Genomic DNA, 21,132 nt, shown 5'->3' with positions numbered 1-21,132 from the left:
GCCGGGCGGCGCCCCCCCCCTCCTTTTCCCCGGGTACCGAATTCGGTTTTGTAAACCCCCGGGGCGGTCCCCCGCGCCCGAGACGCGTTCGACAGCAGCGGGTTAAACGACAAGCTTAGAGACATCGGAGGAACCCTCACATATGAGAGTCGGGATCACCGGACACCGCGGCCTGTCCGATGAGGTCGAACGGCAGGTGCGTGCTCTGTTCACCGAGGCGGTCGCGTCGTACGGAGCCACGGACCTGGTTGGCGTCAGCTGCATCGCCGACGGCCCCGACACCTGGTTCGCCCAGACGGTGCTCGATCACGGTGGGCAGATCGAGGTCGTCCTGCCGGCCGAGCAGTATCGCGCGGACCTGCCCGACTGGCATCACCCCACCTACGACGAACTCCTCCGCCGAGCCGTGAAGATCCACCGCACCGGGCTCGACACCTCCGGCTCCCACGCCCACATGGCGGGCAGTGAACTCCTCGTCGACCAGGTCGACGAACTTCTCGCCGTCTGGGACGGCCAACCCGCGCGCGGCCACGGCGGCACAGCCGACGTCGTCACCTATGCGCGTCACAAGGGCGTACCGGTGAGGGTGCTCTGGCCCGAAGGCGCCACCCGCGACTGACGACCACCGCCCACCAGCGCGCTGCTTGTCCATAGGGCCCTGCGGCCTCGGGCTTAGGGCCACGACCAGATCGTCGTCGCCACGGGCCGCATCGTCTGCGTTGACGAAGCCGTCCGCTGTGCCGGTCGCATGAGGCTGGTGCCACGACCTCGGTAACTGCGCGGCCGGGCCCGCCTTCTCGCTGATGGTGCTGGGCGGGCGGGAGGTCGTTCGTGGCGCCGACGAGGCAGCGCGGTGCAGCGTGTGGGAGCGAGGCGCCGGCTTCCCGGGCGACGTATCGCGGGTCAGCTCCGTCGGCTACAGTGCGGGCGGCGGGCCGGCGTGGTCGTCTACGCCGAGGACGAGCAGGTGGTATCCGCCGGCCTCGGTGAGGCCGGCGGTGACCTTCTCGGCGTCGAGGCGCAGCCGGATGCGCCCGGTGCCTTCGCCGTTGGCCGCGAGGTCGCGTTCCAGCTCGTCGTGGAGGCGGTCCAGGGCGGCCTCGGCCGCGGGGTAGTCGGCCAGGTCCCGGGCGAGGAACTGCTGGGTGGCGGTGTCGCGGAGCTGATGGCTGGGCATCGGGGTTCGTCCTTCGGCTGGTGAGGTGATCAGGTGGTCGGGTCGGTGAGCAGGGTGCGTGCTGCGTTCACGGCGCGCGACCAGACGTCGGGGCTGCCTTCGTGCTTGCGGGCGAGGGAGGCAGCGAGTCCCGGATGTCGCCGCGCTCACGCAGGGCGGCCGGAGCGATGTCCGCCCGCCGGCCGGCTTCCGGGCGGGACCGCGCGGCCGCGGGGAGATGCTCGAGGGTGTTGCGTACGACGTACTCCCAGGACCTCTACGCTGTGACGCCGCCGTTGTCGGCGGCCAGCGGGATCTCGCTGGCCGGCAGGCTGGTGAAAATGCGGCGTAGTCCCTGACCCGCGGCCCCCGCGTGATCGTCACCGGCAGGCAGCGCACCTTCAACGACAAAGAGGGTCAGCACCGCATCACCCTCGAGATCGATGCCGAGGATGTCGCCGTTTCCCTCACCGATGCGACGGCTCAGGCCACCAAGCCTTCCGCACTGCCCAGACCACCCAGACCCCGACCCCGGCTCCCGTGTCCGCGGCGCCCCCGGGCAGGGGACTGGGCCGCGATCCTCACCTCTTCGGAGCGGGGTTTCGGCACTGGCCCAATCGGTCGACGTCTCGCCGGTAGTGTGGTCGTATGTCCCGCAAGCGCCGCCCAACTCCGCAACGCACGGCCCCCGTCGAGCGGAATCCCGCCCTGGAAGCGGAGGGGCTGGAAGCGCTGGCCCGGGAATACCCCGAAGAACGCGAGGAAATCCTCCTCGACGCAGCCGCCGGCTGGAGCGACGCCGGTCGGCACGACCGCGCTCTCGCCCTCTACCAGCAGTTGCTGGACACGGGCTGCGAAGAGCCGCACCTGATCGAGGCATACCGGATCAACACCCTGTGGGAAGCCGGCCGGACCGATGAGGCCCGTGACGCGGCCGCACAGCTGCGACGCCAGCACCCCACCGATGCCGGGGCCTGGAACTTCGTCGCCGAGACCTTCGAAACCGCTGACGAACTCCAGGACGCCGCAGACTGGTTCACCGCCGGCCTCACCCATCTCCTTGGTCCCGTCACACCTCTCACCCGCACCGCTATCGAGGACTCTGCCGACCCCAGGGGGATTGAGATGCTCGCCATCGGCCGCCACCGGGTCCGGCGTCGGCATGGCCAGCCGCACGACGACCTCGACCATCTCGCCGATGAACTCCACATGCACCGTCCGGCTCTCCTCCGCGGACCCGGCACCCTGGACGACCTGCACGATCCAGATCACCTCAGGGCCGCCGAGAGCGGCGACCCCGACGTCCTGCGCGCCTCGATCGAGAAACTCACCGCCGAGGCCGCCGCACGCCGCGCCGCCCTCTCCAGGCCCCGCATGACCTGCGCACTGTTCTGGCCCGAGCCCGAGTTCACCCAACTCCTCGCCCGGTGGCCCGTGCTGGCAGATGCTTACGGGGCCGATCACCACGATCACATCCGCCGCGTCGAGGAAATCCTGCTCCGCCTGTCCGAGGAAGGCGAACCGCATCTGGGCATCGCCCAGGGCAGCGTGAGCGACTTCGAGGAATTCATCCGTAACAAGGCCCTCTCCCCGCAGGACGGGGACACCCGGGCCGAGTACGCCGCCGACCTTGCGGCCCGGGGCCAAGCCCGAACATGGCCCCCGCCCCGCAACGGCCCCTGCTGGTGCGGCTCTTCCCGCAAATACAAGAAATGCTGCGGCAACCCCGCCCTGACCTGACCAAAAGCAGAAGGCATCGCTCACCAAACTCGCGACCGAGCCAACACTGACACGCCGTGCTCTGGGTTGAGATCCGCAGTAGCACCGTCGGCCTCCACGTCGTTCCTCAACTGATCGCCGTGAAGTTCCCCTGCACGTGCGCCAGCCCGACGGCGCCCGGATTCACGAGCGCCTCACCCAAGGACGCGAGCAGGGCGAGATCGTCCCGCTGGCCACCCTCACCCACGAACTGGGCGGAGGCGCCGACTGGCCGACCGTCGACGACTGGGAGCGCGTCACCACCGACCTGCTGCAGCTTGTCCGCTCCGGGGACTGCGATGCCCTCAGCCTCGGCCTGCCCGAGATCGCGCGCGCCCTCGTCTGCACCGGCCCGCACAGCCACGTGCGCGCCTACGACGCCGCAGCCGACGACTTCATCGCATACGGGCCCACTGAGCGCACCGCCGTGCTGGCCGAGGTCGACGCGTTCCTCGCCAGCCTCGTGGCCGAACAGGATCTATGGCCCGGCGACGGCCTGCTCGCCCCGCTCACCCGACCCGCCTGAACAGACCCCGAGCTGGTTCGGCTCATGCAGCGCGGACGAGGCCCGACGAACAACCTGCCAACCAGCCACGGCGAGGCTTGACAACAGGCTGTCACACGGCGCGGCGCCCCAGGCTGGCTATGCACGCGAGTCGCGGGCGTCGTTTCGACGCGAGATTGGGAGTCGCACGCTCGCGCGAATACCCGATGTACGCGACTTCGGGGTTCTGGCACAGATCTTGGTTGCGCCGTGAGGCGCTGTTGGTTCGAGTGGAGGTGGAAGACCTGCACCAACCCGCTGTCGCAGCAGTCGGGTTGAAGCTGAGGGCAGCCTGATCCGGGTGATGCTGGGGAGGGCGAGAGCGGCCCTGACAACGCCGGGACGTGTCCAGTACTGCCAGATGGGGCGGGTCCGGCAAGCGTGATGGAGAGGAGTACGCGAGGAACCGGCGCTTACGTCTCTTAAAGTGCCTCCGGCTCAAACCTGGCGGATCAGGGCCGGTAGCGGTGCGTATGCAGGTCATCCTTTCGGGTGGTCTGACAACTCCTGGGTCGGTATACGAAAGTGTCGGTGAACTTCGAAAGCTGACCCGGTGCTCGACTCCGAAGATGGACCCCCGGTCGGTCAGTTGATGTTGTTCATTCCCCTGCGTTGGCGGGTGGAATCCGTCCGAGGTCGCGGCCGCGCATGCGGTAGCTGTCGCCCTTGAGGGAGATGACTTCCGCGTGGTGGACGAGGCGGTCGATCATCGCGGCGGCAACGGTGTCGTCGCCGAAGACCTCGCCCCAGCGTCCGAACGGCTTGTTGCTGGTCACGATCACGGAGGCGCGTTCGTAGCGGCCCGAGATGAACTGGAAGAACAGGTTGGCTGCCTCGGGCTCGAAGGGGATGTAGCCGACCTCGTCCACGATGATCAGCGGGGTCCGACCCAGTCGGGTCAACTCGTCGCTGAGTCTGCCTACTTGGTGGGCTTCGGCGAGGCGGGTCACCCACTGAGCGGCGGTGGCGAAGGCGACCCGGTGGCCGGCCTGGCAGGCTCGGATGCCGAGCCCGGTGGCGAGGTGGGTCTTGCCAGTGCCGGGCGGCCCCAGGAAGATCACGTTCTCCTTGCCGACCACGAAGTCCAGCGTCCCCAGATGGGCGATGACCTCGCGTTTCACGGACCGCTGGTGGTCGAAGTCGAAGTCCTCCAGTGACTTGCGGGAGGGGAAACGAGCGGCGCGGATGCGGCCCTCGGCGCCGTGGCTGTCGCGGGCGGCGACCTCCCGCTGCAGGCAGGCGGCCAGATACTCCTCATGACTCCAGCTCTCGTCACGGGCCCGCTCGGCCAGCCGGGCGGCCGCGTCCCGCAACGCGGGTGCCTTCAACGCCTTGGTCAGATAGACGAGTTCGGAGGAGACGTCGCGGCCGTTTGCGGTCTGCTTGGTAGCCATCACGCGACTCCTTCACCCGTGCTGAGGCCGCCATCGATGACGCCGAAGATCCGGTCGTAGGTGTCCAGCGGCCGTTGTTCGACTTCGAGTTGGTCGGCCGGAACGGGCCGTTGCCGGGCCCGTTCGCGGTCGGCTTTCGCGGCGGCCGCATGGGTGGGGTCGGTGAGGGACTGATGGCGGGCCCAGCAGCGGGCATGCCGGGCGACCTCGGTGCCCTCGCAGAACGCCAGGACCTGGTCCAGGTCGGCCTTGACCTCGATGCGGCGGCCGATGGCCAGCGGATGGACGGAGTAGTCGTTGGTGTCGATACGGACGTAGTGGTCGCGCGGCAGGCGCAGGCTGGATCGCCACCAGCCCGGCGGATCGACCGGCGGCAGAGTCAGCATCCTGGCCTTGTCCGCCTCGATCCGCTCGGACGGGCGGGCCTGCAGGGTGCGGTGCAGGCGCCGGTTGGCCTTGGTCAGCCAGTCCGCGAGCTGGATATTGAAGTCGGTCGGCGAGGCGAAGACCCGGCCGGGCAGGAAGCTGGTCTCCAGATAGCCGTTGGCCCGCTCGACCAGGCCCTTGGCCTCCGGGTCGCCGGGGCGGCACTGGATGATGCGGATGCCCAGCAGTCCCGCGAACGCCGCGAAGTCCTCGGTCAGCTGGGGACTGCCGCCCCGCCAGGAGCCGACCGCGGCCTCGTTGTCCCAGACCAGAGCCTTCGGGACGGCTCCGAGCCCGGTCAAAAGCCGCCAGTGCCCGGCGATCAGGTCGGCTGCGGCCTTGCTCGGCAGCATCCGAGCCATGATCCATCGCGAGTAGCCGGCCACCATCACCAGCACCGGCGGATAGCCCGTCTGCCCGAACCCCAGCGGGATCGCCGAGGCGGGAACCAGAGGTCGCACTGCACCAGTTCGCCGGGCTCATAGACCGTCCGGGAGGCCGGATCTGCCGGCAGGTAGTCGAGCTTGAGCTCCCGCACCCGATCCCGCAGCACGGTCATTCCGTGCTGCCAGCCGATCCGTTCGGCCACCACGGTCGCCGGCATGTCCGGCCACACCTCGAGCAGTTCGCGGATCTTCGGCTCGGCCGCGTCCACGATCGACCCTTTCGGCGCCCGCTCGTATTTCGGCGGCCGGTCGCTGGCCACCGCCCGTCGCACCGTGGTCCGAGAGATCCCCAACTTCCTTGCGATCGCCCGGATCGGCATCTGCTCGGCCCGGTGCAACCGGCGGATCTCCGCCCAGTCCTCCACGCTGATCACCCATCCTCCCGGCCTGACTCAACGAGTCAGGCCGCCAAGGAGGGCCACAATTCATCCGGTGGAAGTGGTCTCACATTGAGCCGTTGCCGACAGTCCCTGCCCGTTTGCTGCAGTGCTCGTTGGCGATGCGAAGCCGGCCGGGGTCGACGTCGCTCCGCAGCCCCACCACACCTGGTCGGACTGTGGCTGGGGAAGTCATGAGTGGACGAGAAGGGGCCCCAGGCGAACCTGGGGCCCCTTCTCACTGCTTGCCGGACGGGCGGCAGCATCGGCTTGTCAGCCGTATGCCCTCTCCGCAAGGAGAGGGCCACTGCTCATCTCCTGCGACGCGTTGCGTCGGTCTATGCCATGAACTCGTAGCCGAGGACGCCACGGCCGCCGGCGAAGAGGGCTCGACTGTCGGGATGCCAGATCACGGATTCAAGATCGCTGTCGGCCCGCATGCTGGTGAGAGGTTCGCCTGTTGTGGAGTCCCAGACGGAGATCGTGTTGTCGGCTGCGCTGGCGAGGTACTTGCCGTCGGGGCTGAAGGCTGCTGCTCTGGCCCTGGTGCCGCGGAACCTGTGAACGACGGCTTCTGCGGCGATGTCCACGACTCGGAAGTCGGCGGGACGATCGGTGATGGCCAGCTGACTGTTGTCGAGGCTGAACGCCAACGCCCGAGCCGAGCGGCGTCCCAGATGCGCGATCTGTGCGCCCGACGCGGTGTCCCAGACGCGGGTGCCATCAGTGGGATCGTATGTGGCGAGGCGGGATCCGTCTGGACTGAAGACGAGTCTCTGAGTTCTGTGGTGAGGCAACTGATGCTTCTGCATGCCGCTGGTGGTCTCCCAGATGCTGACAGCCCCCTGCCGGTCGACCGTAGCCAGAAGCTCTCCTAGCGGGCTGAGTTCCACCTTCTCCAGCGGGCCAGCACAAGTGAGTTGTACAAGCAGCGCCCCAGTGGCGTCCCACACACCCACCGTCTCGCGATCGGCTGCCGCGGCGAAGCGAATGCCTGTCGCTGTGAAAGCTGCCGAGAGCAGGTCGGCCTGATCTCCGTAAAAGGGAGGGGTGAACTGCAGCTCCTGTCCGGTGACTCCGTCGCCTTTCGCGAAGCGCTGGACCTGCACGCCGCTCACAGCGTCCCAGACGGAGAATCCTTCACGGCTCACGGTGGCGACGCGGCATCCATCAGCGGAGACCGCTCCCACACCGACAGAGATCTCCTGCGGCTGAGGAGAACTGGCGGCGAGGTCCCAGATCCGCACGGTCCTGTCCATGCTGGCGCTTGTGAGTCTCAGACCGTCTGGGCTGAAGCCCAGCGATGAGCACAGCGATCCATGGTGGAAGCGGTGGACCTGTGTCCTCGTCCCGAGATCCCACACCTCCACGACGCCCTCACGGTTCCCGATAGCAAGTGCCGTGCCGTCGGCATTGAACGCTGCCACGGTGACGTCGAGGCAGTTGCGAAGTTCATACAGACGCAGGCCGGACAACGTACTCCAGATCCCCACACTTCCCCCCTGGACTGTAGCAACGTGAGCCCCGTCCGCTGTGACCGCTACAGGCCGGCCCTGCAGAGACCGCAGATCGCTGCCTGCGCCGGCGTCGCAGGAGAAGGAACGCAAGCCACCACGCCTGGAGAAGACCAGCGTCGTGCCGTCCTGACTCACCAGAAGCCGACCTGACTTACTGATCGGTGCCTGAAACCCATTGAGCCTGGCCCCGGTGTATGTGTCCCAGGTCGTGACCGTGCCGTCCTCCAGTCCGGTGAATAGACGACAACCATCGGCACTGAAGGCGGTAGCACGGCATTCGCCTGGAAAGAACTGGTGCAGCTCCGATCCGGTGGCGAGATCCCAGCCGTAGACGATGCCATCGCCATCGACAGTGAGCAGATGCGTTCCACCGTTGCTGAAAGCCACCTCCTTCATACGGCTGCGACGCGGCAGTTCGCATATCTGCGCCCCGCTCGAGGCGTCCCAGACACGGACTCGGCCCCTGATGTCAATGGTGGCGAGGCGGGTCCCGTCAGGGCTGCAGGTCACCTCCTCAACGGGTGCCTGATGCGTAAGGGTCCGCAGGAGCGCAGAGCTGGGCAGATCAGGCGGGGTCCACCGGTCTACGAGTGCCGGCCCTGACAAGACCGCGTCGGCGGCGGCCAGCCATGCCGCACCTCCAGGAACGCGGCTGCGCAGCACGGCATCAAGGGCCTGGGGTGGTGCGGTAGGGGTGAGGAGGTGCGCGGCACGTTCCAGGTGGGAAGCCAGAGCGGCTGCATCGGCATGAGGGACCAGGGAGAGGTCTCGAAGAGGTGCGGTGGGGCCGTGGTCGTGCAACCGCATGCGCACCCAGCGGAAGTCCGTGGCAACGGCGACTGCATCCGAGGTGCGCTCCGCGTCCACCAGGTGGGCTATGAGGAAGTTCCGCAGGTACTCGTGCGATGTAGTCCACCACCCAGGTCCGCCCTCGCCGGCTGAGGTGACGGTGTCGAGAAAAGCGGCGTTCACTACTGGCAGCCGAGCTGATAGCTCTGCCCGGAGATGATCGCGGATCACGTCGTGCAGGGCCACGGTCCCGCCAGGGATGCCGGAGTTGAGACTGAGCAGGGACAGATCGGCCATCTGCCTGCACAGGCTGCGCGCGGTTGTCTCGTCGAGACCGGCCACCCCCTCCCACAGGCGAGCTACCATCGCAATCGGGACGGCCTCGTCCTCAGCGAAGACTCCAAGTTCCGCGAACCTGTGCTCCCCATCGGGAGGAAGGAGTTCGGTGGCGGCTGCGAGACTGGCTCGCACGGCCCTGTTCCGCTCGTCGGTGTCGTTGAGGTCGAAATCCTTCTGAGGATCGCCGGCCGCAGGCCCGTGCACACGCAACCGGTCCAGAAGACGCCGTCCGACAGTATCCGCATCGGCACCTGTCGACAGCTGCTCGCGCATGACACGGTTGGCGATCCGCAACAAAAGGACCCACCGTCCGGTCGCCTCGACAAGGTCGTCGACCACCGTGTGTTCCGGCAGATGCGGCAATTCCTTCGTCAGGACCAGGCGGGCCTGGGGGTACGTCATACGGTCGACCGTGATCAGCGTGGCGTGAGCGGGAAGCACTCTCGGGCTGCGGGTGGTGATCAGGCGGACACATCGCCGTTCCGCACCGATGAGAAACGGCCGCAGCTGCTCCTCCTCCCACACGTCGTCGATCACCAGGAGAGTCCGCGGCAGCGAGGCAAGGAGCTTGCCCAGCTGAGCGCCGGCCTGCTCCGGATCGTCGCCGACTGCAGAATCGACGCCAGTGATACGAGCCACCTCCGCGGCAACCTTGGCTGCGATCGCGGCCCTGCCCCGTACGTCACGACCGATCGTGATGAACCAGATCCCGCCAGGGAATCTCTTACGGACCTTCGGCTGGGCGACGGCGAACCGGGCCAGCGTCGTCTTGCCGAAACCGCCCGCACCATGCAGACCGGCGGTGATGGCGACAGCATCACCCACTCGCCAGCGCCAGCGGGTGCGTGCAAGGACAGCATCGACCACCTGGTCAGCCTCCGCCCGGTCCACCCACCCGTCCGGGACGACCAGAGGACCAGGCGCGATGGGCGCGGGTGCCGGTGCAGGCCGGCCGAACATGACCACAAGTGCCGAGACCAGAGCGAACACGACCCCCAAGACGCTGGCGACTGGGTCTCCCGCACCCCATCCCTCACGCAGCACCGTCCATGCAAGGAATGTCAGCGAAACCACAAGGGCCAGGCCGCCCACAATCCTCTTCCACCCCGAACGTCTCAAGCCCACCCCTTGTGATCGTCACGATGCCGCTGCCAGGCACCCCTCACATGCTCGCGCTTCGGCCAGGAACCCAGTCCAGCTGTGATCGCTTGCCACAACCGAGAGATGGTGCGCTGCACCAAGTCTCGCGCAAACAGGGAAGGATCCAAGGCCATTGCACAGCGAACGGGCAGAGCCGAGCTTCACAGCAGTGACCTGTTCCGCAGATGACAGCGGAACGATATCTGGCACCAGGTTCTTACCCGGCTGCAGTCTTTGGCGGACGCCAAGGGCGCGATCGTGCCAGAGCTGTTCGCCACACTCATCGTCCGGCCCGCTGCGGCTCGGCGGGGCCAACGGGCGGCATCCAAGCCGCCCACAGCGCGGCGTCCGGCGAGTGGAGTCCGGATCCCCGAGAACCCCTCGTCCATCTATTGATCATTCTGAGCGGGATGCGGTGGTCTCAGACGCCATCCGCTTTCCGAACGTGATCCTTTGGTTCGACTTGGCTGGGCATGAACTCCGTCCCCCGGCGGGAGAGATGGGCATGGTTCGTCCGTTCGTCTCGCTTGTGGGGGTGGCTGGTGCCGTCGGTGCTCGGTCTGTTGGAGGCTCGGGAGAAGAAGGTCCGGGAAGAGGTCGCGCGGTTGCGGGATGAGGCCGAGCGGGTGCAGGCCGCACTCGGCGAGGCGGAACGCGCGCTTCAGCGTCTTGCGGATGCCCGTGTGACGGTGGCCGAGGTGCTGGCCGAGCCGCCGTCCGCGGTCGTGGAGCCGGTGGGGAGCGCGGTGGCGGGGTCGACGGTGCCGCGATGGGCCGAGGGGATGACGGCGTCGGTCCTGCCTGCGGACTACCAGCGGATCATGTCCGTGCTGGAGTCGGCTGCGGGCCGGGAAGGCATGCGGTGCCAGCAGTTGGCTGCGGCCCTGGGCCTTCAGGCGGTCCCGGCGAAGGTCGAGGGGCTGCGGTCGAAGGCGAAACGCCTGGTGGAATGAGGGTGGGCACTCCAGACGCGGCCGGGGGTGTTCACGCCGCTCGGGACACCGGCCGGCGACAAGCACAGGGCCGGCGCCCGGCCAAACGGCTGCTCATGAGCATGGTCATGGACCACAGCACCATGGCTTCGTGCATGGCGGGCAGCGTCTCGTAGTCGCGCACCAGGCGACGCGAGCGCATCAGCCAGCTCAGCGTTCTTTCCACCACCCACCTGCGCGGCAGTACCACGAACCCGCATGTGTCGTCAGAGCGTTTGACGATCTCGAGCGTGAGGTGGAGCTTCTCAGCCGCCCAGTCGACCAGACGCCCCGCATAGCCGCCGTCCGCCCAGACGAGCCGGACGGAGAAGTACAGCCTGCGCAGCCGTTCCAGCAGAGGTACTGCGGCGTCCCGGTCCTGCGCGTTCGCTGCGGTCACCGCGACGGCCAGGACCAGGCCGAGGCAGTCGACCACCAGGTGCCGTTTGCGCCCGCCCACCCTTTTGCCGCAGTCCCAGCCGGTCGTGGAGGGTGGGATGTTCGCCGCTGCCCGCACGGACTGCGAGTCCACGATGGCGGCCGTCGGGTCCACCGCGCGGCCCTCCTTCTGGCGCACTTTGTCGCGCAGCCGGTCGTGGAGCTCGGCGAGCAAGCCGGTCACCTGCCAGCGGCAGGCGAAGGCGTGCACCCGCCGGTACGGCGGGAAATCCGCTGGCAGGTTGACCCACTTGACGCCGTTGTCGACGACATAGCGGACCGCGTCCAGCATCACGCGGTGGCAATAGCCCTCCGGCCGTCCGCCCCGTCCCTGAAGCCACGCCGGAATGGGCAGCAACGGCCGGACGACCTGCCACTCCGCCTCCGTCAGATCGGAGCCGTAACACCGGACGCGGGCGGGTCCGTCCGCGGCGTTGCCGAACCTGTGCGCGAGACAGTCACACGCAGGAGACGGAGCGTTGGACTCCACGGAAGCGAACGCGACAGGCTGCGACAACAGACACCTCACGGCGCTAAGAGTCAAGCTGCGGCGGCAAGCGGGGTGGGGAATGCGGTCTGTTCGTCGAACAGTTCGTGCTTCTGAAGACAGTGATAGAGCTGGCCGAGCATGCGGTTGAAGAGGTTGCGCTGGGCGGCTGCGTGCCAGTCACCATGGTCGTCGCGGCGTCGTCGGTAGTGGGCTTTGGCGCCGGGTGAGGCGGTGATCGCGGAGAACGCCCAGAGATAGCCTGCATGGTTGAGGCGGTCGTTTTTCACCCAGCGGCGGGTGATGCTCGACTTCTTTCCAGAGGCTCTGGTGATGGGCGAGGAGCCCGCGTATGCCTTCAGACCGCGGGCGTCGGCGAAGCGTGTGTGGTCGTCCCCGATCTCAGCAAGGACCCGGGCGCCGAGCTGGACACCGAGCCCGGGGAAGCTCAGGAGCACGTCAGTGTCCGGGTGTTGAGGGAAAGCCTCTTCCACCGCCTTCGCGAGATCGTCGGCGGCCGTGCATGCGGCTTCCAGCTGGACCACGAGGGCGAGCATCTGCTTGCCGAGTGCGTCCTCGACCAGGGGCGGCTGGTGGGCGTAGTCGCCGCGGAAGATGTCACGCAGCCGGTCAGCCTCAGCCTCGATGCCGCGTTGGCGGCCGGCTCGCCGGAGTGCGGCCTGGATCTGTGCTCGGGTCAGCCGCGCGGCCTTGGTGGGTGTCGGTGCGGTCTTGAGGAGTTCACGGGCCTCGGGTCGGCACAGGCCGTTGGCCCAGGTGGCGGCGGCCTCCAGGGCGGCAGGATAGAATTCCCGCAGGAGAGAGCGGAGTTGGTTGGCGATCTGTTGCCGGTTCCAGGTCGCATCCTGCTGAGCGCGAGCGAGGGCGGCGATGGCACGGGCCAGGTCGCTGTCATCGGGCAGCGGCCGGTGGGCGTGCATGTCGGTGCGCAGGATGTTCGCCAGCACGAGCGCGTCGCCGGGATCGGACTTCTTGCGCGAGACACTGTGTCGGTCGCGGTAGCGGGCCGCAGCCATCGGGTTGATGGCAAAGATCTTGCGCTTGCCGGCCCTAAGGACGGCAACCAGCAGGCCGCGGGAGGTCTCGATCGCGACCGGGATGGGGTTCTCCTCGCTGTCGCCGTGCTCGGCGAGCAGGTCCAACAGGATCTTGTAGCCCGCCGCGTCGTCAGTGATGTGTCGCTTCGCGACGAGATGGCCGGTGTCGTCAACCAAGGCAACGTCGTGCGTCTTCTCGGCCCAGTCGATGCCGCAGTAGATCAAGGTTGTCCCCTCCCGGTAGTGCGGTGTTTGCGCTGGTCACGAGCGCATGCGGGCCACGCAACGACCTAATTCCAGGACTCGGCCCATGGGGCTGGTCCGCCACCTCACTAGCTGTTCGTGGCACCAGCGCACCACGCGGGCCTCGGTCTATGCGGGAGCTCGGAGGGCTCGGGCGTATCGAGAGGTCACCGTGTGGTGGGCTCGCACCACCAGCACCAACGAGTGATGAAGGCAAGGGGTGTTGACGCTCGACGGCGCCGGGCGTCGCCGCTCTGCACGGAGGCATCGTGGCCAGGTAGAGCACAGGCGTCCGCCCGGCGCCCACGAGCGCCAGCCCCTCGCTTTACGGTGGTGGCCGCGAGGACGCCGAACGCCGCCGCTCTGTTGTGAGACGTCGAGGCCAGGGCCTCCTGAGGCGTCCGTCCGACAGCCCACGCGACCACCACCATGAGCATCGGGGCCCACACCGCTCTCAGTGGAGGCCTCATCGGCCAGGGTCCAGAAAGGCGTCGTAGCCCCGCGCTCGAACAGTCCGGCGCGGGTGGTCCCCGCTGCTGGAGCTGTTAACAAGGAATTAGGGCCTCCTGGTATTGCTCGGTTGGGATCGCAACCCCGAGCTACCAAGAGGCCCTGCCTTCATGCCCGCGGCCCGTGTCGATCACCCGATCGGGACCCCCGTTCGACGTACACCCCTCAAGATCGGAACGACAACAACTACTGAAACCCAGGCTTTGGCACCATTCCAGCGCGGCCCCGGCAGCCCTGGACGCGGGTGGAAGCCTCACGATCGCAGCGGCCGTGGCAGCCCCGCCCGGGTGGGAGGGTGCTGCCACGGCCGCGTGTCATGACTGGGGGGACAGTCCGAAGCTCTGGGCGGTGGAGTTGTCGCAGGGGCGCTGCACCAGTTGCACCTCGTTCACGGAACTGCCGGTCATGCTGAGACATTTGCCGCTGTGCCGGGCCACGAAGCGGTAACTGCCCGAGGCTTCTCGCACGGGTTGCCACTGCTGGTTGGCGCCGCCGCCGTAGGACCACAGCTGAAGTGGCGCGTTGTCGGCGGTGGAGACGTCCGTGACATCGATGACCTGCTGGGGGTTGCCGCGGTTTGCGATCCGGGTGTATCCGCTGTTGGTGGACCGGAATTGGAACTGCTGGGCAAGGGTGCCGTTGCAGGTGTACTGCTGGATCGGCGTGCCGTTGGCGGTGCCGGCCGCGCGTGCGTCGACGCAGGACCCGTTCGCCTTGTTGGCGAGCGTGTACCAGGCCGTTTCGGAGATCGGGTCGGTGGGTGCGGGGTTGTTGCCCGCTCCGCCGAGCCACTTGAGTCCGTCGATGAGGAAGCGGTTTTGTGGAGGGCTGGCGAACGTGGAGGACAGCCGGGTGTTGGTGTCATAGTTCATGGCGTTGTGTCCGAAGTTCGCGTAGAGCATCTTGTACTGGGTGTTGGTCCACAGGATCGGGTAGTAGCCGCTGTACCAAGACTGGTTAGGGTCCGTGCCCAGTGGAAAGCTGCTGGGGTCGACGGACGCCAGGACTTTGATGTTCGGATTGGTCCGCAGGTCGTTGGACCAGCTGTACCACTCGCTGACTGCCGAGGTGAACGTCGCGGGCAGCCCGGAGGTGGAGGGGTGGGTGCGGTCCTCGGTGCGCAGAATCGCAGTCGTGGGTCCCCAGGTGTTCGACTGGAAGTTCCCGCTGCCGAGGAAGGTGTTGTAGTACCAGGGCCAGGCCCCGGCGTTCGTGGTGAAGGCCGAGACGTGGAAGCCCATCCAGCCTCCGCCGGCCCGTATGTACTGCTCGAAGCCCGATCGCTGGGCGGCCGTCTGCGGTGCGTCGTCGAGGAACAGGACGACCTGGTAGTCGTTCACCCCTCCGTTCGCCAGCAGGTTCCAGTCGGTGGTCGCCACGTAGGTGAAGTTGTTCTGGGCGGCGGCCTGGGGGAACCACTGGTTGGCTTCCTTGACGAAGTCGATGTGCGCGGCGTCCCAGGTGCCGTTGTAGAAGGCGATGACTTTGAACGGGGCCGCCTGGGGTGCGGCGGACCCGGCGTTGGCCGGGGCGGTGAGCCCCAGCACCAGAGCCAGCAGCGTCAGCAGTCGTGCTGTCAGCCGCCTCACGGGTAGCTCACCAGGTTGGCGACGTTGGTGGACGAGTTGGAGGGGCCGCCGCGGTCGTTGATGACGTGCCGGATGGTGCCGGTGCCGCCGAGCGAGACGGTGACCATGTTCTGGAAGCGGACGTTCGGGTTGTTGGGGGCCTCGAAGGCGCGCTCGGCAGCTACGGACGGGTTGACGTTGAAGTAGCAGTAGCTGCCGAGGCCGTAGGCCTGGTGGCTGGTGACGTGGTCGGCGACCTTGTAGGCGGCGTAGCCCTGGGTGGAGCCATTCATCCAAGCGGCCTGGTTGGGCGGGTCGTAGGGCATCTCGTTCTGGTAGAAGTACGTGCGGCCGCCGTTGCCGTTCCAGATGGTCTGATGCTTCTGGTAGTGCTCGACGAACAGGCCGTACATGGTGACGTCGTCGCCGTTGACGATCAGGCCGGTGTCGCCGGTGTTGGTGTTCCAGCCGATGCCACTGCCGTGGTCGCCGCGCCAGATCCACATGTGGTCGCCGATGACGTGGTCGCTGTTGATGACGAGGCTGGTCGTCGCCTTGCCGACGGCCGCGCCGCCGACGCGGAAGTACACGTCGTGCAGGGAGGTCGGGTTGGCGGCGTGGCTCGCGGACGAGCCGGCCGGGCCGATCTCTACCAGTGTCTGCGAGTTGGTGGTGCCGGCGTCGAACAGGACGCCGGCTATCTTCACACCGTCGACGTCGGCGACCGTCATGGCGGTGATGCCGTTGTCCGGGATGAAGGTGGCCAGTCCCAGTCCGAGGACCACGGTGTCGGGCCGGGTCACCCGCAGGGTCTGGTTCAGGTGGTAGACGCCCGGGGTGACGAGCAGGTTCTTGCCCTCGGCGAGGGCGGCGTTGATCTGTGCGGCCGTCGCGCCGGGCTTGACCACGTAGAACTGGTCGATGCCGAGCGAGGTGCCGGGCGCGTTCCCGTTCGCCCACGTGGTGCCGGCGGAGCCGGTCCGCAGCGCCGGCACGAACACGCGGTAGGCGCCCGAGCCGTCGACGTACAGGAAGGGCTTTTCACGGACGGTTGGCGTCTGGTTGACCGTCGTGTACGGCGGGTTGGGGAACGTGTTGCCTGGCACGCCCTGGCTGCCGACGAAGACCATGTTCCAGTTGGAGCCGGTCCAGCTGCCGAGCTGGGAGTTGCGGGTCAGCCACTGCTGCTGGGTGCCGGAGCGCACCTGGCCGTCGATCTTGCTGTCGGCCATGAAGCCGCCGCTGGACCAGCCGCCGTCACTGAGTTCCAGGTTGCCGCGGACGTGCATGCGCCGGTACCCGGACGCCTGGGACACCGCCCACCGGTCGGTGCCGCCGGTCGGGTTGACCGAAAGGTTCTCGGCGCCGCGCCAAAAGTTGTGGGTGGCGTTCTGCGGTGGGAACCAGTCCGCCTCCACGTGCACGGCACCGTTGATCGTGACGGAGTCGGGCGACTGGCCGAGGCCCAGGACCTGGGTGTAGAAGCCGACGTTGACGTCGTTGCTGTAGGTGCCCGGCTTGAACAGGACCGCGTAGCGCTGGGAGCCGAACTGGTTGGTCTCCTGCTGGCGGAAGATGCTGTCCAGCCGGCTTTGGATGGTGGACGACGGCATCGACGGGTCGAAGACGGCCACGTTGGGGCCGAGGTCGACGTCGCCGGGGGCGGTGGTCACGGGCGTGACCTGGAAGCGCTGCGCGGCCGTGCCGTTGCAGGTGTACTGCACCAGCTGGACGCCGTCGGCGGTGGAGGCGGACGGTACGTCCAGGCACTTGCCGCTGTGCCGGTTGACGAAGCGGTAGGCGCCGCCGCCCTCGTCGACGGCCTGCCACTGCTGGTTGTTCCCGCCGCCGTACGTCCACAGGTGCACGACCGCGTTGTCGGCGGTGGACACGTTGCTCACGTCCACGACCTGCTGGGCGTCGTTGCGGTTGCCGATGCGCACGTAGCCGTCGCTGGTCGGGGTGAAACTCCACTGCTGTGCGGTGGTGTTGTTGCAGGCGTACTGCTGGACGGCCGTGCCGTTGACCGTGCCGGCCGCCCGGGCGTCCAGGCACTTCCCGCTGCCGCTGTTCACCACGGTCGACCAGCCCGTCGGCAGGGCGGCCACGGCGGTCGAACCCGACGGCGCCGCGGCTTGCGCGGGCTGTACGGCGGTGAGGACCGAGGCCGCGGTGGCGGCGGCCGCGAGGACAGCGGTCCAGGGACGACGGACCCGGGACGTGGGGGGTCCGTGGAGGCGGCCACCGGCAGGCGGCCGCGAGAAGCGAAGCATCGTGTCAACTCCTGTACCGCCGGGGCGGCTCGAGTGAAGGACGGAGGGGGAAGAGGACGAACCAGGGGTCAGCCGTTGTACTGGGCGAAGACGCGGGTGAAGTCCCACGGCTGCTGCGCGACCCCGGAGCAGGTGTCGGCGCCGCCACCGGTGCAGGGCCGGTCGCGGTTGACGGACCAGAAGGTCAGCCGCGCCAGATGCCGCTGCTGCGCGTACGCCAGGATGGTGCGGAAGTCGTCGACGGTCACCGTCTCGCTGTTGTCGGTGATGCCGTTCATCGAGGAGATGCCAGTGTGGCGGTAGGCCTGGTCGTCGGTGTACCCGTAGGCGTTCTTCACCGCCGTCTTCAGTCCCTCTGCCGCCCGGACGGTGAGCTGGCCCATGTTCTGTCCCGCGCCGCCGAAGTTGAAGGGCATGATCGTCCAACTGTCGACGGTCAGCCCGGACGCGGCGGCCTTGCTGATGAGGCTGCGGTCGGGCCCGTTCTGCCCGGTGCCGAAGGTGACGTAGACCTTGAGGCCCGGATTGTTGGCCTTGACCGTCATGAGCGCGTCGACCGTGCGCTGCTGCACGACCGGGCTGTCGTACGCGGCGGCCTCGATGTCGATGTCGATCGCCTTCAGGCCGTAGGCGTTGATGACCTTCTGATAGGCGGCGGCGAGCTCGCCCGCGCTGCCGCAGGAGCTCTCCAGCTTGTTGCCGCTCCAGCCGCCGAACGACGGGATGACATCACCGCCGGCGCCGCGCACGGTGTTGACGGTCTGCTGGTCGACACCGCCGGTGAGGGGGCGGCTGCCGTCCCACTGCGGATTGCAGTACCCGTTGCTGAGGATGAAGGCGAGAGTGAACCACTTCACGCCGGTCGCGTTCATCACGGTGGTGGGGTTCGGCGGGCTGCCCCAGCCGTTGTAGAGGTACGGCGCGACGGCCATGGCCCCGGGTCCGGGCGCCGGGGGAGTGCCGCCGCCCGGCGCGGTCCACTTCTGGTTGGCCGCGCCGGTGCAGGTCCAGATCTGCAGCCGGGTGCCGTTGGCGGAGCTGTTGCCGGTCGCGTCGAGGCACTTGTCGGCCTGCGGGTTGGCGATGTCGCGCGCCGCGGTGACGACCCACTGCTGGGCGGCGCTGCCGTTGCAGTCCCACAGCTGGACCCGCGTGCCGTCGGCCGTGCCGGCCGAGGCGACGTCCAGACACTTGCCGAGCGCGCGGACGGTGCCGTCGTCGCCGACCGTCCACTGCTGTGCTGTGGTGCCGTTGCAGTCGTAGAGCTGGACGGCCGTACCGTTGGCCGTCGCAGCGCCCGCGACGTCCACACACTTGCCGCCGAGTCCGGTGATCTGGCCCGTGGCCGCCGCGGCTGCGGTTGCAGGGATGGAGTTCAGACCCGCGAGGAGGAGGACGGCAACCGCCGTGCCGAGTGCACCACGTATGGCGGGCTTGGACTGAAGCGTCGTGGTCATGCGTGCCGTCCTGTTCTGTCGTCAGCAACCGGCGCGCTCCGCGGCTCACCCACGACCACACCAGGAAACCGCGCAATGGCATGTCTATGACAAACAGGAGGTGGGGGCTGGACAGGAACGGCGGCAAGAGGGTGGGGGGAAACAGCATTACTTCACACCATGATTTAAGAAGTGACAGGAAACCCCTGTCAAGATGTTGGTCCAGTCCAATTCGCCAGCCGGGGCGACCTGCGACCCCCCGCATGCAGGCATGCGAAAGAGAACCGCGTCACCCAAGCGAAGCCGGCGCCCTGCACACCGAGCCCGGTAGCGTCGTCGCGTTCCGCACCGACGCCCTCTACCTCACCCAGCCCCAGAACTGGCCCTACCACCACCGGCCCGGCGACTACCTCCTGCGCGGCCACCTCACAGGCCCGGTCACCGCCCCCACCACCGAAGAAGAACTCCTTACGCTGCGGGATGCTGGCCGTGCAGCCCTCACCGCTGAACGGGAGGCCTGATGCCGCCCCGCACCCGCCGCAACCGGCCAGAACACCAGCGCGAGTTGAACGAAGCAGCCCGCCTCGCCGACCGCCTTCAACAGGCCGGCTACACCAAACGCGACATCGCCCGCATCATCGACCGCGACCCCTCCCTGGTCTCGCAGTTCTACACCAAGAACAAAGGCGCCGCCTTCGTCCCCGCCCTCCGGCAGGTCCTGGCCGCCGTCGAAACCGGGGGCATCACCGACCTACCCGAACTCGCCCATATCGCCGCCCGCCACACCCAACGGCGCACCACCGCCTCCGGCGCCCGCGCCCGAGTACGCACCAAGGCCGTCCTGACCACCCCCACCGGCACCGAAACCGGCCGCGTTGGCGCCTGGCTGTGTCACTTCCAAGGGGCTCTGGCCCAAATTGTGTGGAGCGGTTGCTCTCCGTCGCAGTATTGCGTCGGACAGGCGCTCAGTCGGTGAAATCACCAGTTTCGGGCGGCCCACCTGGTGCGCCATGGTCCTCGAGGCGCAGGAGTTTTGGTCTGGCATGTCGGAAGCGGTCAGTAGCCTCAGGCACCATGGGCATTCAGATCGATGTAGTGGTGGGTTACCCGATCAACGATGAGGTGGAGAGGGTGCTCGGGTTGGCCGAGACGGTCGGCGAGCCCGTCACGGTCACGTTCATGTGGGAGGGGCGCGAAGAGGCGGAACGCGCCGTGCTAGTGCCCGCGGCCACGCTGGCGCTCTGGGAGCACTGGGCCCCCACCGCCTATCCGACGAGTGGCGCTGAGGACGAGAACCGGGCTGTTGCGGAGGAGCCGGAACTCGCCCACCCAGCGGAATTCGGCGCGTTCACGCTCTTTCGTCGTCGCGTAGGAGGGCGCACGGCGGTTGCCCGCAAAGGCGTGGTGGTCGCCGAGCTACTGGACCCCGACGAGGCGCACTGGCTCCAGGAGAAGGCCCGCAATGTCCGCCAAGGCTTCATGGATCCGAAGCAGAAGGCGGCGTTCGAGGAGTTCCTTGCCCGCCAGGCATCCCTCGATGAGCAGTGACGCGCCGACTCATGCTTCCTGGCTTTGCAATTGAACTTCGGGCTCTGGTCCAACTTCGTGCGGTGTGGTGACGCTCGGTCACGCCAACAGGACACGTTTGCGGAGGAGTTCGAATCCTGCACGGCCGAACATCTGGCGCTTGAGCATCTTGATGCGGTTGACATGGCCTTCGACGACACCGGAGTTCCAGGGCAGAGTCAGGCCGGCGACGACGGCGTCAAGGTCGCGTTCGAGGTGTTGGGCGAATCGGCTGAGACTGGGCAGGTCGGTAGCGGTTCTGGCTGATTCGATCCACTCCGGCAGTTGGTCACCGTGCAGGTCCGTGACCATGTAGGCGAAGGTCCGCACGTGCTTGGCGAGGGCGTCCAGCTCGGGGCAGTTGGCCAGCACGGCCTTGAGCTGGATCCGGTGACTTTCGATCAGGGCGTCCGGGTGAGTCAGGATCCAGCGGGTCACGGCGCGGGCCGATGGCGGCCGGGGCCCGACCGGCTGGGGTTTGCCCCGCAGAGATCTGCTCACGTAGTTGCGGACATTGCCGTAGCCGTCCGGATAGCCCTGTTCTCTGATCTCTTCCCACAGCTTCCAGGCATTGGTGCAGCCTTCCTGCCAGCGCTGGTCGAGGTAGACATCTCACGATGCCAAGTCGTCAAGCTGCTGTGGCCAGTTCGGAGGGGAAGGCGATGTGTTCGTCGAACAGTTCGTCTGCCTGAAGGC

The 21,132-nt window shown here is 67.7% G+C and carries 17 protein-coding genes and 1 pseudogene; 7 read left to right on the top strand and 11 right to left on the bottom strand.

Features of this window, described 5'->3' with window-relative positions; genetic code table 11:
- Nucleotides 1-142 precede the first annotated feature (142 nt).
- On the top strand, nucleotides 143-619 hold the full coding sequence (locus ACFVJQ_RS43515; RefSeq protein ID WP_385791375.1) for a hypothetical protein: 477 nt from the start codon (nucleotides 143-145) through the stop codon (nucleotides 617-619).
- Nucleotides 620-916: 297 nt separating this feature from the next.
- Here the strand turns inward: ACFVJQ_RS43515 and ACFVJQ_RS43510 are convergent, their stop codons facing one another.
- On the bottom strand, nucleotides 917-1,177 hold the full coding sequence (locus ACFVJQ_RS43510; protein ID WP_385791373.1) for a hypothetical protein: 261 nt from the start codon (nucleotides 1,175-1,177) through the stop codon (nucleotides 917-919).
- 256 nt (nucleotides 1,178-1,433) lie between these two features.
- The gene (locus tag ACFVJQ_RS43505; RefSeq protein ID WP_385791371.1) at nucleotides 1,434-1,580 is read right to left on the bottom strand and encodes a hypothetical protein; all 147 of its coding nucleotides are present in this window, start codon (nucleotides 1,578-1,580) and stop codon (nucleotides 1,434-1,436) included.
- Between the two features lie 224 nt (nucleotides 1,581-1,804).
- Here ACFVJQ_RS43505 and ACFVJQ_RS43500 point away from each other — a divergent pair, with 224 nt between their 5' ends.
- Nucleotides 1,805-2,896 (top strand): SEC-C metal-binding domain-containing protein, encoded by a 1,092-nt coding sequence (locus ACFVJQ_RS43500; protein ID WP_385791369.1) that lies wholly within the window; start codon nucleotides 1,805-1,807, stop codon nucleotides 2,894-2,896.
- A gap of 136 nt (nucleotides 2,897-3,032) precedes the next feature.
- Entirely contained in the window at nucleotides 3,033-3,440 is a 408-nt protein-coding gene (locus tag ACFVJQ_RS43495) for a hypothetical protein (RefSeq protein ID WP_385791368.1), read from the top strand.
- A gap of 617 nt (nucleotides 3,441-4,057) precedes the next feature.
- Here ACFVJQ_RS43495 and istB read toward each other — a convergent pair.
- The 3 genes and pseudogenes from istB to ACFVJQ_RS43480 all read right to left on the bottom strand — a co-directional run bounded on the left by istB (nucleotide 4,058) and on the right by ACFVJQ_RS43480 (nucleotide 9,613).
- Nucleotides 4,058-4,852, bottom strand: a complete 795-nt coding sequence (gene istB / locus ACFVJQ_RS43490) for an IS21-like element helper ATPase IstB (protein WP_385791366.1) — start codon at nucleotides 4,850-4,852, stop codon at nucleotides 4,058-4,060.
- Nucleotides 4,852-6,098: pseudogene (gene istA / locus ACFVJQ_RS43485) on the bottom strand (IS21 family transposase). Before istA ends, istB begins: the two are co-directional and overlap by 1 nt.
- A 341-nt stretch (nucleotides 6,099-6,439) precedes the next feature.
- Nucleotides 6,440-9,613, bottom strand: a complete 3,174-nt coding sequence (locus ACFVJQ_RS43480; protein ID WP_385791364.1) for an NB-ARC domain-containing protein — start codon at nucleotides 9,611-9,613, stop codon at nucleotides 6,440-6,442.
- An 824-nt stretch (nucleotides 9,614-10,437) separates the two neighbouring features.
- Here ACFVJQ_RS43480 and ACFVJQ_RS43475 point away from each other — a divergent pair.
- Nucleotides 10,438-10,839, top strand: a complete 402-nt coding sequence (locus ACFVJQ_RS43475; RefSeq protein ID WP_385791362.1) for a hypothetical protein — start codon at nucleotides 10,438-10,440, stop codon at nucleotides 10,837-10,839.
- A gap of 31 nt (nucleotides 10,840-10,870) precedes the next feature.
- On the opposite strand, the gene ACFVJQ_RS43470 is transcribed toward ACFVJQ_RS43475, so the two are convergent.
- The 5 genes from ACFVJQ_RS43470 to ACFVJQ_RS43450 form a co-directional block, all read right to left on the bottom strand.
- Nucleotides 10,871-11,785: an IS5 family transposase gene (locus tag ACFVJQ_RS43470; RefSeq protein WP_385791377.1), complete on the bottom strand. Its 915-nt coding sequence runs from the start codon at nucleotides 11,783-11,785 to the stop codon at nucleotides 10,871-10,873.
- Nucleotides 11,786-11,835: 50 nt separating this feature from the next.
- On the bottom strand, nucleotides 11,836-13,065 hold the full coding sequence (locus ACFVJQ_RS43465) for an IS110 family transposase (RefSeq protein WP_385791360.1): 1,230 nt from the start codon (nucleotides 13,063-13,065) through the stop codon (nucleotides 11,836-11,838).
- Nucleotides 13,066-13,907: 842 nt separating this feature from the next.
- Nucleotides 13,908-15,182, bottom strand: coding sequence for a ThuA domain-containing protein (locus ACFVJQ_RS43460; protein WP_385517081.1), 1,275 nt, complete (start codon nucleotides 15,180-15,182; stop codon nucleotides 13,908-13,910).
- Entirely contained in the window at nucleotides 15,179-17,434 is a 2,256-nt protein-coding gene (locus tag ACFVJQ_RS43455; protein WP_385517080.1) for an RICIN domain-containing protein, read from the bottom strand. Before ACFVJQ_RS43455 ends, ACFVJQ_RS43460 begins: the two co-directional genes overlap by 4 nt.
- Before the next feature lie 68 nt (nucleotides 17,435-17,502).
- Nucleotides 17,503-18,891 carry a ricin-type beta-trefoil lectin domain protein gene (locus ACFVJQ_RS43450; RefSeq protein ID WP_385517079.1) on the bottom strand — a complete coding sequence of 463 codons (1,389 nt, stop codon included), beginning with the start codon at nucleotides 18,889-18,891 and terminating at the stop codon, nucleotides 17,503-17,505.
- 242 nt (nucleotides 18,892-19,133) lie between these two features.
- Here ACFVJQ_RS43450 and ACFVJQ_RS43445 point away from each other — a divergent pair, with 242 nt between their 5' ends.
- From ACFVJQ_RS43445 to ACFVJQ_RS43435, 3 genes are all read left to right on the top strand, one after another.
- A complete protein-coding gene (locus ACFVJQ_RS43445) occupies nucleotides 19,134-19,391 on the top strand; it encodes a hypothetical protein (protein ID WP_385517077.1) in 258 nt (85 codons plus the stop codon).
- Nucleotides 19,391-19,846: a hypothetical protein gene (locus tag ACFVJQ_RS43440; RefSeq protein ID WP_385791357.1), complete on the top strand. Its 456-nt coding sequence runs from the start codon at nucleotides 19,391-19,393 to the stop codon at nucleotides 19,844-19,846. The genes ACFVJQ_RS43445 and ACFVJQ_RS43440 overlap by 1 nt, the downstream gene beginning before the upstream one ends.
- Before the next feature lie 98 nt (nucleotides 19,847-19,944).
- Nucleotides 19,945-20,418 carry a hypothetical protein gene (locus ACFVJQ_RS43435; protein ID WP_385791355.1) on the top strand — a complete coding sequence of 158 codons (474 nt, stop codon included), beginning with the start codon at nucleotides 19,945-19,947 and terminating at the stop codon, nucleotides 20,416-20,418.
- A gap of 78 nt (nucleotides 20,419-20,496) precedes the next feature.
- Here the strand turns inward: ACFVJQ_RS43435 and ACFVJQ_RS43430 are convergent, their stop codons facing one another.
- Complete coding sequence (locus ACFVJQ_RS43430) at nucleotides 20,497-20,874, bottom strand: transposase (protein ID WP_385791353.1); 378 nt, start codon at nucleotides 20,872-20,874, stop codon at nucleotides 20,497-20,499.
- Nucleotides 20,875-21,132 lie beyond the last annotated feature (258 nt).

Origin of the sequence: Streptomyces sp. NPDC127197, from assembly GCF_042672405.1 — a bacterium.
In the GTDB taxonomy this organism is placed as follows: Bacteria; Actinomycetota; Actinomycetes; order Streptomycetales; family Streptomycetaceae; genus Streptomyces; species Streptomyces flavusporus.
The sequence above is the reverse complement of the archived record's forward strand: the minus strand, read 5'-3'. Positions and strand labels throughout refer to the sequence as shown.

Coding starts and splice junctions, on each gene's coding strand:
- ACFVJQ_RS43515 (WP_385791375.1), top strand. CDS start 143: ATGAGAGTCGGGATCACCGGACACCGCGGCCTGTCCGATGAGGTCGAA.
- ACFVJQ_RS43510 (WP_385791373.1), bottom strand. CDS start 1,177: ATGCCCAGCCATCAGCTCCGCGACACCGCCACCCAGCAGTTCCTCGCC.
- ACFVJQ_RS43500 (WP_385791369.1), top strand. CDS start 1,805: ATGTCCCGCAAGCGCCGCCCAACTCCGCAACGCACGGCCCCCGTCGAG.
- istB (WP_385791366.1), bottom strand. CDS start 4,852: ATGGCTACCAAGCAGACCGCAAACGGCCGCGACGTCTCCTCCGAACTC.
- ACFVJQ_RS43455 (WP_385517080.1), bottom strand. CDS start 17,434: ATGCTTCGCTTCTCGCGGCCGCCTGCCGGTGGCCGCCTCCACGGACCC.
- ACFVJQ_RS43450 (WP_385517079.1), bottom strand. CDS start 18,891: ATGACCACGACGCTTCAGTCCAAGCCCGCCATACGTGGTGCACTCGGC.
- ACFVJQ_RS43445 (WP_385517077.1), top strand. CDS start 19,134: ATGCAGGCATGCGAAAGAGAACCGCGTCACCCAAGCGAAGCCGGCGCC.
- ACFVJQ_RS43440 (WP_385791357.1), top strand. CDS start 19,391: ATGCCGCCCCGCACCCGCCGCAACCGGCCAGAACACCAGCGCGAGTTG.
- ACFVJQ_RS43435 (WP_385791355.1), top strand. CDS start 19,945: ATGGGCATTCAGATCGATGTAGTGGTGGGTTACCCGATCAACGATGAG.